The 12,267-nt window shown below is 64.5% G+C and carries 12 protein-coding genes; 7 read left to right on the forward strand and 5 right to left on the reverse strand.

Going from position 1 to position 12,267, the window contains the following annotated elements; all coding sequences use genetic code 11:
- Positions 1 to 6 precede the first annotated feature (6 nt).
- The gene (locus tag ACOKS3_RS16945; protein ID WP_422764086.1) at positions 7 to 756 is read right to left on the reverse strand and encodes a creatininase family protein; all 750 of its coding nucleotides are present in this window, start codon (positions 754 to 756) and stop codon (positions 7 to 9) included.
- Positions 757 to 914: 158 nt separating this feature from the next.
- On the reverse strand, positions 915 to 1,178 hold the full coding sequence (locus ACOKS3_RS16950) for a DUF2790 domain-containing protein (RefSeq protein ID WP_103447821.1): 264 nt from the start codon (positions 1,176 to 1,178) through the stop codon (positions 915 to 917).
- Positions 1,179 to 1,498: 320 nt separating this feature from the next.
- On the opposite strand from ACOKS3_RS16950, the gene ACOKS3_RS16955 reads away from it, so the two are divergent.
- Positions 1,499 to 2,725: an MFS transporter gene (locus ACOKS3_RS16955; protein WP_422764087.1), complete on the forward strand. Its 1,227-nt coding sequence runs from the start codon at positions 1,499 to 1,501 to the stop codon at positions 2,723 to 2,725.
- Between the two features lie 219 nt (positions 2,726 to 2,944).
- Positions 2,945 to 3,550: a glutathione transferase GstA gene (gstA, locus tag ACOKS3_RS16960; RefSeq protein WP_103447822.1), complete on the forward strand. Its 606-nt coding sequence runs from the start codon at positions 2,945 to 2,947 to the stop codon at positions 3,548 to 3,550.
- A gap of 283 nt (positions 3,551 to 3,833) precedes the next feature.
- Here gstA and ACOKS3_RS16965 read toward each other — a convergent pair whose 3' ends face one another.
- Positions 3,834 to 4,238 carry a DUF2251 domain-containing protein gene (locus tag ACOKS3_RS16965; protein WP_103447823.1) on the reverse strand — a complete coding sequence of 135 codons (405 nt, stop codon included), beginning with the start codon at positions 4,236 to 4,238 and terminating at the stop codon, positions 3,834 to 3,836.
- 230 nt (positions 4,239 to 4,468) lie between these two features.
- Positions 4,469 to 5,239: an IclR family transcriptional regulator domain-containing protein gene (locus tag ACOKS3_RS16970; protein ID WP_103447825.1), complete on the reverse strand. Its 771-nt coding sequence runs from the start codon at positions 5,237 to 5,239 to the stop codon at positions 4,469 to 4,471.
- A 145-nt stretch (positions 5,240 to 5,384) separates the two neighbouring features.
- Between ACOKS3_RS16970 and ACOKS3_RS16975 the strand changes: the two genes are divergently transcribed.
- From ACOKS3_RS16975 to ACOKS3_RS16995, 5 genes are all read left to right on the forward strand, one after another.
- The gene (locus tag ACOKS3_RS16975; RefSeq protein WP_103447826.1) at positions 5,385 to 6,194 is read left to right on the forward strand and encodes a shikimate dehydrogenase family protein; all 810 of its coding nucleotides are present in this window, start codon (positions 5,385 to 5,387) and stop codon (positions 6,192 to 6,194) included.
- A gap of 4 nt (positions 6,195 to 6,198) precedes the next feature.
- Positions 6,199 to 7,926: an FAD-dependent oxidoreductase gene (locus tag ACOKS3_RS16980; RefSeq protein WP_103447827.1), complete on the forward strand. Its 1,728-nt coding sequence runs from the start codon at positions 6,199 to 6,201 to the stop codon at positions 7,924 to 7,926.
- On the forward strand, positions 7,911 to 8,231 hold the full coding sequence (locus ACOKS3_RS16985) for an NIPSNAP family protein (RefSeq protein ID WP_103447828.1): 321 nt from the start codon (positions 7,911 to 7,913) through the stop codon (positions 8,229 to 8,231). Before ACOKS3_RS16980 ends, ACOKS3_RS16985 begins: the two co-directional genes overlap by 16 nt.
- A gap of 62 nt (positions 8,232 to 8,293) precedes the next feature.
- Positions 8,294 to 9,967: an FAD-dependent oxidoreductase gene (locus ACOKS3_RS16990; protein ID WP_422764088.1), complete on the forward strand. Its 1,674-nt coding sequence runs from the start codon at positions 8,294 to 8,296 to the stop codon at positions 9,965 to 9,967.
- 165 nt (positions 9,968 to 10,132) lie between these two features.
- On the forward strand, positions 10,133 to 11,458 hold the full coding sequence (locus ACOKS3_RS16995; RefSeq protein WP_103447830.1) for an MFS transporter: 1,326 nt from the start codon (positions 10,133 to 10,135) through the stop codon (positions 11,456 to 11,458).
- 256 nt (positions 11,459 to 11,714) lie between these two features.
- Here ACOKS3_RS16995 and ACOKS3_RS17000 read toward each other — a convergent pair whose 3' ends face one another.
- Positions 11,715 to 12,260, reverse strand: a complete 546-nt coding sequence (locus ACOKS3_RS17000; protein ID WP_103447831.1) for an arsinothricin resistance N-acetyltransferase ArsN1 family B — start codon at positions 12,258 to 12,260, stop codon at positions 11,715 to 11,717.
- Positions 12,261 to 12,267: the final 7 nt, after the last annotated feature.

Genomic DNA, 12,267 nt, shown 5'->3' on the forward strand with positions numbered 1-12,267 from the left:
GGTGCATCATCCCGGCCTGCTTTCGCTGCCGAACCCTTCCACGGCTTTCACCAACCCCTGCGCCGCCAGCATGACCAGCTGCCCGCCCTTCTCCGGCGAAGCCTGGGCCGGGTCCGAGCCCATCCGCCCGCCCGGATGGCGCGCACGGAAATCCACGGCCTCGCGGATGGGGCCCCAGTTGGCGATCTGCGGCGCATAGTCGGCGGTTTTGATGCAGTCCGGATAGGCCCACTGGGTCACGGCTATCTCCGAAGGTGTGGCATGGATGCCGTGGCCGGTCGGGAACTGCTCCTTGGCCAGAGCCTCGACCCCTTCCAGGTCCCACCAGTTAATCAGTTTCAAGGCAAACCCTGCCGGGCGGCGGGCAAAGCTGGCTTCGGCATAGATCTCGGAAAAGGCTGCCTCGATCGAGGCCACGTTACCGCCGTGGCCATTCAGGAAGAGGATTTTCTCGAAGCCATGCACCGCCAGTGAGCGAACCCAGTCAGTGATCGCGGCGATGAAAGTCGATGGCCTGAGCGAGAGGGTGCCAGGGAAGCCAAGATGGTGCTGGGCCATGCCGATGTTGAAGGTTGGCGCGACCAGGATATCCGCCTTCTTCTGCGCTTCGAAGGCGATGATTTCCGGGCACATCCAGTCGGTGCCGAGCAGCCCTGTCGGCCCGTGCTGCTCGTTGGAGCCGATGGGAATGACGATGGTCCGGCTGCGCTGGAGGAATCGTTCCGTTTCAACCCAGGTCGATCGATGTAGGAGCATCTTGCTTCTCTCATGGAAAATGTGGCTGGGAGCGCCAGGCGCGGTGGTTTCCGCTTCAACAGTAAAGACCGTTTCGCGCCTGCCGGGCATGCAATCGGGCTGTCGTGCTTACCAGTTCATGGCAGGACTCCTCTGTCGGGGCCAGGGCAGTGCCCGCTTCAGTTCTCACCGATGCAGTGGTCGCCGAAGGTGCGGTAGTTCAGCACCTGGGTCTGGTCGTGGGAGTCGAGGTAGGTAAGCTTGGCATTGACCACCCCGCAAGTCGGCGCAGCGTCCTGGCTGGTTGACAACACTTTGTTGATGTCCAGCTGGGTGCCATAGGTGTAGGTGCGGACATTGTCGGCAGCTTCGGCGCGGGCGGCCAGGGTGCAGACGTTGAGTGCGGCGAACAGGCAGGCGGCGTAGACGGCTTTGCGGTTCATGGTGGGGCTCTCCGGGCTTCAATGGGGTGTTTGAACCGAGGCGTTACTGCCTCGCTTCGATGGAGCCCATTAAAAGACTGGAAAGTACCTGGCTTGTGTCACGATCCCTGGCCAATCAACTCAAAGCGTATCTGTATCACCCCTGGATACGCTGTGATACAAGCCGGCGCAGCCCTCTGGCCGGCGCTTCCTATCGATAGCGCTGATGATGACTATCGAGCGGCTCGCCTGCCAGGTTGGCGAAACCGGCCTTTATAATCGCCTTCAATTTTCCCTCCCCCTTCGCCTGCAACAGGCGACCTCACCTTGGAATCAGGAACATGCCAAGCGTCAGTCAGGCCTCTCACGGCCGTCCCGAACATGATCAACAGAGCGTCAGGCAGCAGTGGCTGGCGATTCTCTCGGTCGCCGTGGGTGCCTTCGCCCTGGTCACCAGCGAGTTTCTCCCGGTGGGCGTGCTCAACGATGTGGCCAGCGACCTGGGCATCAGCGCCGGCCATGCCGGACTGATGGTGACCCTGCCCGGTATCATGGCGGCCCTCGCCGCGCCGCTGCTGTCGGTGGGCATTGGCGCCATGGACCGGCGCTACCTGCTGATCGGCCTGACACTGATCATGATCATCGCCAACGCGGTGGTGGCCTATGCCAGCGACTTCAGCCTGCTGCTGTTCGGTCGTGTCCTGCTGGGCATCAGCATCGGCGGCTTCTGGGCCACTGCCATTGCGCTCAGCGGCCGTTTGGCGCCCAAGGGCGTGAGCGTGGCCCGGGCCACCTCGATCATCATGGCCGGCGTCACCCTGGCCACCGTGCTGGGCGTGCCCGTGGGTACCTGGCTGAGCGGCCTGATGGGCTGGCGCATGACCTTCCTGGCCACCGCGCTGGTCGGCGTGCCGGTACTGCTGGCGCAGCTGCTCTTGTTGCCGCGACTCAACCCGGACAAGGCCATTCGCGTCAGTGACCTGCCGGCGCTGTTCATCAACCCGCAAGCTCGGGTTGGCTTGATCGCCGTGCTGCTGATTGGCCTGGCGCACTTTGCCGCGTATACCTACGTCGCGCCGTTCTTCAAGCAAAGTTCCGGCTTCGACGGGCCCACCATCGGCTCGCTGTTGCTGCTCTATGGCGTGGCCGGGGTGATCGGCAACCTGTTCGCCGGCTACGCCGCCAACCAGAGCGTACGCCACACGCTGATGCTGGTAGCGGTGATGATCGGCGTCAGCACTGCGCTGTTCCCCTACTTCGCCACCGGCCTGACCGGCGCGGCGATGCTGATCGCACTGTGGGGCTTCGCCTTCGGCGCGTTCCCGGCCTGCTCCAGCATCTGGATGTTCGTCGTGGCACCCAAGGATGTCGAGCGCGGCATGCCGCTGTTCGTGGCCATGTTCCAGGTGATCATCGCCCTGGGTTCGTTCTTCGGTGGGCGTATCGTCGACCAGCTGGGCAGCTCGGTGCTGTTGAGCCTGGCCACGGCGCTGGTGGGCTGCGGCTTTGTCACGGTGCTGGTGCTGGGGCGTAATGTCAGCAACAGCCTGGCAGCACAGACTGGCTGACGGGAGGTGATCGTTGGCGATGGGTCGCAGCCTGTGCTGCGACCCCGCTGCATCACTTGCCACGGGCGCGGACCTGCAAGTGCTGGTGGGTAAATTCAGGCTTTGACCCACAGCCAGAGACTTGCGTGAAATCCTGCTTTGGTGTCATAACCAGTGCGCTGCACAGTGCCTCACCTCGCCAGCCTTCGCACGACTGACCCACTCGAATGGGAGAAGAAAATGAAGCTCTTTTACTCGCCAGGTGCCTGTTCGCTCTCGCCGCACATCGTCCTCAACGAACTGGACCTGCCCTACACCGTCGAAAAAGTCGACCTCAAACAGCACAAGACGGCCAGCGGTACGGATTTCTACACGATCAATGGCAAGGGCTATGTTCCCGCCCTGCAACTGGATAACGGCGAAGTCCTCACCGAGGGCCCGGCCATCATCCAATACCTTGCCGACCAGAAACCCCAGGCCAATTTGCTGCCCCCTGCAGGCTCGCTGGAACGCGCGCGGGTACAGGAATGGCTGAATTTCATTGGCACCGAGGTGCACAAGACCCTCGCCGCCTTGTTCAACCCAAGCATCAGCGCAGAAGCCAAGAGCAAGACCATCGAGACCTTGGGCAAACGCCTGGGCTTCGTGGACAAGGCGTTGCAAGGCAACGACTTCCTGACCGGCAAGCACTTCAGCGTGGCCGATGCCTACCTGTTTACCATCGTGAACTGGGCGCCAATGCTGGGCATTGACCTTTCACCCTGGCCAACGGTGGTGGCGTTCCAGAAACGCGTCGCCAGCCGCCCGGCCGTGCAGAAAACCCTGCAGGCCGAAGGCTTGATCTGACCCTCGCCAGGCTCCACCACCGGCAGTGGTCCGATCACGCCGGCAGCAATCACCGTGGAGTCGGCAACAGGCAAAGCGTGACTGCTCCCATCACCAAGTGATGGGCAAAAAAGGGGCCGCACAACGGCCCCTGGCTTCACATGTGTCACTCTGCTCGTGACCCCGTATCGGCGGCCCACCCACTACCGCGCGAGATCAAGCTCAGCCAGCGCCTGGCGCAGCTGCTGGACATCGTCTCCCAGCGCTCGCGATATGCCCTGATATTCCGCCAAGATCGAACATCTCAGGCAAAATGCCGCAGTGTGCTGTCATCCCACTCATGGCCCGCGTGCGACCAGCCATTGTCCATCGGCAACGGGAACCCGGTACGGCAATGCCCCTGTTTGGCTTCAAAGTCGAAGACCGCATGGGGGTAGTCGTTGATCAGCAGCAGCGCCTTGCGGTGGTCCTCGGACCAGGCAATCTTGACCGTCGAGGGCTTGTCGCGGTCGGCGATGCTCTCCACGTCGTAGATGTGCAGCGCATTCTGGATCGGGTTGCCGCCGCCGGAGGAATCCAGGGCGTAGAAATAGCCGGTTTCCTCGTCGTCCTCGAACACCACGGCGTACGGCCCTTCCCCGGCCGGCGCTTCAACAACAAGGCCGTCCCCTACAAGCAATTCGTTCTGCGCAACAACATAGGCAGGCATGTCGGCATTCCTTGCATGGTTGAGAGACGTTGATGATGCCCAGCGAACGATGCCGGGTGCAACTACCCGCAAAGAATAGGCAGCCGCTACTTGTCGCAGCAGCGCGCCCAGCGCGACTTCCTGCAGATCAGCCTGGGCAAGTATTTCTTCAAGGACCTGGCCCTGGCTGATCGACCGCAGCCCTTATCGTTTCGAGCGCTCGGCCTGACCGGAACGGCCGCAGCTCAGCGTCAATCCAGCACTGGCTTGAGTAGCGCCTGCGCCTCATACAGTGTCGCCAGATAGCGCAGGCGCATCTCATCGATGCTCAACCGCGAAGCATGGGTGGTGATGGTCAAGGTCGCCTTCAACTGGCCGCTGCGGTTTAGCAGCGGCACACCCAACACGCGCATGCCGATTTCGTATTCCTGATCGACGATGCTGTAGCCCTGCGCCCTCACCCGCTGCAACTCTGCCATTAACTGCGCCCTGTCGGTCTGGGTATAGGGCGTCAGCGCACTCAGCGCGTTGTGCGCGAAGTACTCCTCCCGCTGCCCCTCCTCCAGCCACGCCAGCCAGACCCGGCCGCTTGCCGTGCAATACATCGGCATCCGCGACCCAGGGCGGATCGACAACGACGCAATGTGGCTGTAGCGGCTGCGCACCAGGTGAATGATCTCGTCGCCATCACGGCTGCCCACCGACACATGCTCCTGGGTCTGCCGTGCCACCTGCTCGACGATCGGCCGCAGCATGCGCGGCAACTGCGCCGAATCGACATAGGCCTGGCCGATGCGCAGGGCCTTGGGCGTCAGCCAGTAATGGCGGTTGTCGGTCTCGGCAAAGCCTTCGTGCACCAGCGTCAGCAGAAAGCGCCGTGCGGCACTGGGGGTCAGACCGGACAGCCTGGCCGCCTGGGGCACGCTCAGGCGTGGTTGCTCGGCACTGAACAGTTGCATCAGCGCCAGGCCTTTTTGCAGGCCGGCGATCAGGTCGCGGGGGTGGATCTCGGGCTGGGGCATGAAATCGACTCTTGGAAAGTGGCATCTAATGCGATTACCGCTTGATAGCTGCGATTATCGCATTGAATGCCCAATAAGCGCATTGTCGATGACACTGCGCCGCACCAAGCTGGCTTCCACAACAACAGCCATAACGGAGGTCAGCATGATCCGAGGTTCGACAGAACTGGTCGCCATCGTCGGTTCGCCTATCGCCCAGGTGAAGTCGCCGGAAAACTTCAACACCTGGTTCGCCAACAACGCCCGCGACCTGGCGATGGTTCCCATCGACCTGCAGGAAACGGCGCTGGGCGCCTTCGTCGACCACTTGCGTGGTTGGCGCAACCTGCGCGGCTGCGTGGTTACGGTGCCCTACAAGCAGGTCCTGGCCACACAACTGGACGGACTCAGCGAACGCGCCAAGGCACTGGGCTCGGTCAACGTGATCCGCCGCGAGCGCGACGGCCGCCTGCTGGGCGACAACGTCGATGGCGCGGGCTTCCTCGGCGCCGCTCGCCAACATGGCTTCGAGGCTTGCGGCAAGCGTGCGCTGGTGGTGGGCTGCGGCGGGGTCGGCAGTGCGATTGCCTATGCACTGGGCGAAGCGGGCATTGCCAGCATTACCCTCGGCGACCCCAGCGCCGAACGCGTCGGGGCGCTGGGTGAAGTGCTCGGCACTGCCTTCCCGGAACTGGAAATCGCCACGCGCTACGGCTCGCTGGAGGGCTTCGACCTGGTCGTCAATGCCTCCCCTGTCGGCATGGGCAACAGCGGCGAACTGCCGCTGCCGGAGGCACTGCTGGAAACCCTGAAGGCGGCCACGCTGGTAGCTGACGTGGTCACCTCACCGGAAATCACCCCGCTGCTGCACAAGGCGCGGGAACGCGGCTGTCCGGTCCAGACCGGCGCGCAGATGGCCTTCGCCCAGCTGGGCCTCCTCGGTGCCTTCATGGGCGTCACCCCGCTGGAGATCTGAAGCCATGAGCACTAGCGAACAAGCGGTGTTCGACCTGGTGGTCCTCGGCAGCGGTGCTGGGGGCTTCGCCACCGCCGCCACAGCAGCCCGCCGCGGGCTGAAGGTGCTGGTGGTGGAAAAGGCCGAGCGCTTTGGCGGTACTTCGGCGATTTCTGGCGGCGCGGCGTGGATCTACGGCAGTGATCAGGCCCAGGCTGCCGGTGCCAAGGACTCCCCCGAGGCCATGCGCACCTACCTGAAGACGATCATCGGCGCAGGTTACAACCCGGCACTGGTGGATACCTTCATCGAACGGGGTCACCAGGCCCTGCGCTGGCTGGAGCACAACACCGAACTGCGCTACGGCCTGCGCCCGCACTCGCCGGACTATTACCCCGACGAACCGGGTGCCACCGAATTCGGCCGCGCCCTGGAGATGGTCGAGTACGACGGTCGCCACCTCGGTTCGCGCTTCAGCGACCTGAAGATGCCGCCGCCGGGCATGCTGCTGTTCGGCGGCATGATGGTCAACCGCGTGGACATCCAGCACTTCCTCAACCTGCGCCGCTCACCCGCCTCACTGTGGCACTGCCTGAAGCTGATGGCGCGGTATGCGCGGGACCGCCTGCGCCACCCACGAGGGACTCGGCTGACCACCGGCAACGCCTTGATCGCGCGCCTCGCCAGCAGTGCCTTCGCCCACGGCACAGAACTGTGGCTGTGCAGCGAGGCCGAGGAACTGATCGTCGAACGCGGCAGGGTGACCGGCGTGGTGGTGATGCGCGAAGGCCGACGGCTTCGGGTGCACGCTCGCGGTGGTGTGGTCTGCGCCATGGGCGGTTTTGCTGCCGGGCAGCTGGCCGCCCGCTATCGCCCGGATGCCGAGGCGCCACACCTGAGCATGTCGCCGCCCACCAACGACGGCGCCGCCCTGCGCCTTGGCGAGGCGGTGGCGGCTGCCCAGGGCGAGGGCCTGGCGGCCAATTTCTTCTGGGCGCCGGTGTCCGAGCTGCGCCATGCCAATGGCGAGCGCGAGCGCTTTGCGCACCTGGTCACCGACCGCGCCAAGCCTGGCGTGATCGCGGTCGACCCGGCCGGGCGGCGCTTCGTCAACGAATCCAATTCCTACCACCACTTCGTACAGACCATGTTCGCCAACGGCCTCGGCCATTGCTGGCTGATCTGCGACGCCGAGGCGATGAACCGTTATGGCCTGGGCCTGGCGCGGCCTAAGCCGGTGGACAATTCGGCACTGATTGCAGCCGGTTACCTGATGCGAGCCGACAGTGTGCCAACCCTGGCTGCGGCCATCGATGTCGATTCGCAAGCCCTGCAGCAGACGCTGGAGCACTTCAATGCCGATGCCCGCAACGGCATCGACCGTGAATTCGGCAAAGGCGGCAACAGCTACAACCGCTACATGGGCGACCCTCAGCACCAGCCCAACCCTTGTCTGGCGCCACTGACCAAGGCGCCGTACTACGCCATCCGAATCCATACCGGTGATCTCGGCTCGGCGCGCGGCCTGGTAACCGACACCAATGCCAATGTGCTGAACCATAGCGGCGCGCCGATTGCCGGGCTGTATGCCGTGGGCAACGACATGAACTCAATGATGAACGGCACCTACCCCGGCCCCGGGATCACCCTCGGCCCCGCCCTCACCTTCGGCTGGATCGCAGCCGGCCATATCGCCGAGCGCCTGCAGGCGCCCGCAACCCACCAGGAGAAACCTGCATGTACTACGAACTGAGAACCTACACAGTCGACCCGCTGAAGATGGCCGACTGGCTGGCCCTGTACCAGAGCCATGCGCTGGAAGTGCAGAGCGAGCACCTGGGCAACCTGGTGGGCTTCTTCACCACCGAATTCGGCGAGGTCAACCAGGTGGTGCATATGTGGGCCTACGCCAGCCTCGACGAACGCATGGCACGCCGTGCCGCGATGGCCGCCGACCCACGCTGGGCAGAGTTCTCGCGGCGCAATCGGGAGCTGGGCGCGGTGCTGCAGCTGCACTCGCGGCTGCTGCGGCCCACGGTTTTTTCGCCGCTGCGATAACCCTCACCTCTGACTAGCGCCGCTCCCACAATGACCGTGCCTGACTGCATAAGGATCTATTCATGCAACCCCTCGCGTGTGACGTACTTGTCATCGGCTCCGGTGCCTCTGGCCTGGCGGCCGCCGTTACCGCCGCGCATCACGGCCTGCAGGTGATCGTCGCGGAAAAGGCCGCCCAGCTTGGCGGCACCAGTGCCTGGTCGGGGGGCTGGCTGTGGATTCCGCGCAACCCGCTGGCCGTCGCCGAAGGCAATGTCGAAACCGACGACGCAGCGGAACGCTACCTGCGCGCCCAGACCCAGGTCGCCGAACTGGACCCTCGCCAGCAAGCCTTCCTGCGCCATGGCCCGGAGATGGTGGCGTTCTTCCAGCAGCACACCGCCGTGCAGTTCCAGTCCGGCAGCAAGATGCCCGACATGCGTGAAGGCGACGGCAGCGCACGTGGCGGGCGCTCGCTGTGCGCGCTGCCGTTCGACGGTCGGTTGCTTGGCCCATGGCTGCACACGCTCCGCCCCCCACTGGACATCGTCAGCCTGGCGGGCATGGGCATCGCCGGTGGCGCGGACATGGCCGCCTTCTTCAACGCCCGCCACTCGCCGAACGCTGCCCTGCACGTTGGCAAGCGCCTGCTGCGCCATGGCCGTGACCTGCTGCTGCATCGGCGCGGTCTGCATCTGGTCAACGGCAACGCCCTGGTCGCCCGCCTGTTGCGCAGCGCCCTGGACCTTGGCGTGACCGTGCTCACCGACAAGCCGGCCACTCGCTTGCTCGGTAATGGGCGCATCGACGGCGCCCAGTTCGCCGATGGCCAGGTGGTCCGTGCACGCCGTGGCGTGGTGCTGGCGTGTGGTGGCTTTGCCCACGATCCCCAGCGCATTGCCCGGCTGATGCGCCATGCGCCCGATGGTACTCAGCATCACTCGGCCGCGCCACCGCAGAACACCGGTGACGGCCTGCGCCTGGGTGAACAGGTCGGCGCCCGGCTTGGCCCCGCGCTTGCCCATGCCGGCGCCTGGGCGCCGGTCTCGCGGGTGCCGCGCCGTGACGGCAGCGTTGGCCACTTTCCGCACCTGATCGACCGCGCCAAGCCCGGCTTCATCGCCGTGCGCCGTGATGGCCGCCGCTTCGTCAACGAATCCGACTGCTACCACGACTTCATGAATGCGCTGTTCGCCGCCACGCCGCAGGGCGAACCGCACGAGGCGTGGCTGATCTGCGACCATGCCGCGCAACGGCGCTACGGCATCGGCTGGGCCAAGCCGTTCCCGTTCCCGACCGGCTTCTATCAGCGCCGCGGCTACCTGTTCAGCGGCCAATCCCTGGCAGAACTGGCGCAGCGCTGCGGGATCGATGCCACGCAACTGCAACACACCGTGGCCGACTTCAATCGCCATGCCGCACTGGGCGCAGACCCGGCCTTCCAGCGCGGCGCCTCGGCTTACAACAGGGCCCAGGGAGAACCGCTGCAGAGGCCGAACCCCTCGTTGCGCCCCTTGCTGCACGGTCCTTTTCATGCGGTGAAGCTGCTGCCTGGTAGCCTCGGCACCTTCGCCGGCCTGTACACGGATGCCTCGGCTCGCGTGCTCGATCACGCGCAGCAACCGATACCCGGCCTGTTCGCGGTCGGCAACGACATGCACAGCGTGATGGCCGGACATTATCCTAGCGGTGGTATCACCCTGGGGCCGGGCATGACCTTCGGCTATCTGGCCGGCAAGGCGCTGGCCAGCGCGTGAGCGGGGTTCGCAATTGTTCGGTTATCGAACAATAGCCCCCTCCAGCGAATTGACGGTCGCCGATTCACTGCTCACCATGCACCGGCCTTGCGTGTACCCCCTGCCTGGGGCCAGGTCACGTTCGAGAAAAAGCCGTTCATTACAATTTCAAGAAACGACCAGGATATGAACCACTCCAAGCTCACCACCGCCAGCGCACGCATGCCATCCGCCGGCATCGGCGACAAGATCCGTGGCGCCTTCGCCGTCGGCAAGACCCGTTGGGGCATGCTCGCCCTGGTGTTCTTCGCCACCACCCTGAACTACATCGACCGCGCCGCGCTCGGCATCATGCAACCGGAACTGGCCAAGGCCATGAGCTGGACGGCGATGGACTACGCCAACATCAACTTCTGGTTCCAGGTCGGCTATGCCGTCGGCTTCGTGCTGCAAGGCCGGCTGATCGACAAGGTCGGCGTCAAGCGCGCCTTCTTCGCCGCCGTGCTGCTGTGGAGCCTGGCCACCGGCGCCCACGGGCTGGCCACCTCGGCTGCCGGCTTCATGGTCTGCCGCTTCATCCTCGGCCTGACCGAAGCGGCCAACTACCCGGCCTGCGTGAAGACCGTGCGCCTGTGGTTCCCTGCCGGCGAGCGCGCCATCGCCACCGGCCTGTTCAACGCCGGCACCAACGTCGGCGCCATGGTCACCCCGGCCCTGCTGCCCCTGATTCTGACCGTCTGGGGCTGGCAGGCCGCGTTCATCGCCATGGGCTGCCTGGGCCTGGTCTGGTTGGTGTTCTGGGGCCTGAAGTACTTCAACCCGGAAGAGCACCCAAGCGTGCGCCAGAGCGAACTCGACTACATCCAGCAGGAGGTCGAGCCGGAGGTGGCGCGCCTGCCTTTCAGCCGCATCCTCGGCATGCGTGGCACCTGGGCCTTTGCCGTGGCCTACGCGATCACTGCGCCGGTGTTCTGGTTCTACCTGTACTGGCTGCCGCCGTTCCTCAACCAGCAGTACAACTTAGGGATCAGCGTGACCCAGATGGGCATCCCGCTGATGCTGATCTGGCTGACCGCCGACTTCGGCAGCATCGGCGGCGGCATCCTGTCCTCGTGGCTGATCGGCCGCGGCGTGCGCGCCACCACCGCACGCCTGGTTTCGATGCTGATCTTTGCCTGCACCATGGTCAGCGTGACCTTCGCCGCCCATGCCAGCGGCCTGTGGATCGCGGTGCTGGCCATCGCCCTGGCAGTCGGCGCACACCAGGCCTGGACCGCGAACATCTGGAGCCTGGTGATGGACTACACGCCCAAGCACCTGATCAGCACGGTGTTCGGCTTCGCCAGCATGTGCGCGGCGATTGGCGGGATGTTCATGACACAGATCGTCGGCAGCGTGCTGATGGCGACCAACAACAACTATGCCGTGCTGTTCACCATGATCCCAGCCATGTACTTCCTGGCGCTGATCTGGATGTACTTCATGGCGCCGCGCAAGATCGAAACCCAGTAAGCGCGAACCCCAGTTACCTCGGTGGGGCCCTGAAGGGCCCTTTTTTTGGCTGTACGCCTTGCGTTGTTTGGCGCCTGTTAGATCGAGCGCCGCGCGGGCGGCGCTCGATCTGTGCATCAACTCAGAACACGAGACAAACACTTGGCAGCCTTCACCCAATCTCCCGGCAAGCAGACCGCAGGCACTATCCCGACATTGTCCACTTTGGGGTTGAGCGGTCTGTCGCGAACGGCAGATTTCGACCCTTAGCGGACGCTCAGCCGGCAATTTCCGGGTAGCGCAGAGGTGCTGCAGGCGAGCTAATCGACGCACCCAGCTCCAGGCGCCAGTAACCTACGTCGTGCCACTGGCCCAGCTTGAAACCGACCTGGGGGAACGTGCCGATGTGCCGGAAGCCCAGCCGCTCGTGCAAACCGACGCTTCCAGCGTTGGGTAGCGCGATGCCGGCGTAGGCCGCATTGAATCCCTGCCGGGCGAGGATAGGGAGCAGTTTGGAATAGAGGCTGCGGCCAACACCGGAGCGGCGCTCTGCGCTCGCGATATAGACAGTGACATCCACTGCCCAGCGGTATGCTGCACGTGCCCGGTGCTGGCTGGCGTAAGCGTAGCCAACCAGACGCCCATCGCGCTCTGCAACAAGGTACGGGTAGGTCTGCAGGGTCGTGACAATGCGCTGGCGCACCTCCTCGACAGTCGGCGGTACTTCCTCGAAAGAGATCGCCGTGCCGGTCACTACCGGTGCGTAGATGGTCTGGATCGCTGCAGCGTCCTCGGGCTGTGCTTCTCTGATTTCAATTGTCATGGCGACC

The sequence above is a fragment of the Pseudomonas sp. HS6-2 genome (assembly GCF_049325675.2).
In the GTDB taxonomy this organism is placed as follows: Bacteria; Pseudomonadota; Gammaproteobacteria; order Pseudomonadales; family Pseudomonadaceae; genus Aquipseudomonas; species Aquipseudomonas putida_N.

Coding starts and splice junctions, on each gene's coding strand:
- gstA (WP_103447822.1), top strand. CDS start 2,945: ATGAAGCTCTTTTACTCGCCAGGTGCCTGTTCGCTCTCGCCGCACATC.
- ACOKS3_RS16945 (WP_422764086.1), bottom strand. CDS start 756: ATGCTCCTACATCGATCGACCTGGGTTGAAACGGAACGATTCCTCCAG.
- ACOKS3_RS17000 (WP_103447831.1), bottom strand. CDS start 12,260: ATGACAATTGAAATCAGAGAAGCACAGCCCGAGGACGCTGCAGCGATC.
- ACOKS3_RS16950 (WP_103447821.1), bottom strand. CDS start 1,178: ATGAACCGCAAAGCCGTCTACGCCGCCTGCCTGTTCGCCGCACTCAAC.
- ACOKS3_RS16995 (WP_103447830.1), top strand. CDS start 10,133: ATGAACCACTCCAAGCTCACCACCGCCAGCGCACGCATGCCATCCGCC.
- ACOKS3_RS16985 (WP_103447828.1), top strand. CDS start 7,911: ATGTACTACGAACTGAGAACCTACACAGTCGACCCGCTGAAGATGGCC.
- ACOKS3_RS16990 (WP_422764088.1), top strand. CDS start 8,294: ATGCAACCCCTCGCGTGTGACGTACTTGTCATCGGCTCCGGTGCCTCT.
- ACOKS3_RS16955 (WP_422764087.1), top strand. CDS start 1,499: ATGCCAAGCGTCAGTCAGGCCTCTCACGGCCGTCCCGAACATGATCAA.
- ACOKS3_RS16970 (WP_103447825.1), bottom strand. CDS start 5,239: ATGCCCCAGCCCGAGATCCACCCCCGCGACCTGATCGCCGGCCTGCAA.
- ACOKS3_RS16975 (WP_103447826.1), top strand. CDS start 5,385: ATGATCCGAGGTTCGACAGAACTGGTCGCCATCGTCGGTTCGCCTATC.
- ACOKS3_RS16980 (WP_103447827.1), top strand. CDS start 6,199: ATGAGCACTAGCGAACAAGCGGTGTTCGACCTGGTGGTCCTCGGCAGC.
- ACOKS3_RS16965 (WP_103447823.1), bottom strand. CDS start 4,238: ATGCCTGCCTATGTTGTTGCGCAGAACGAATTGCTTGTAGGGGACGGC.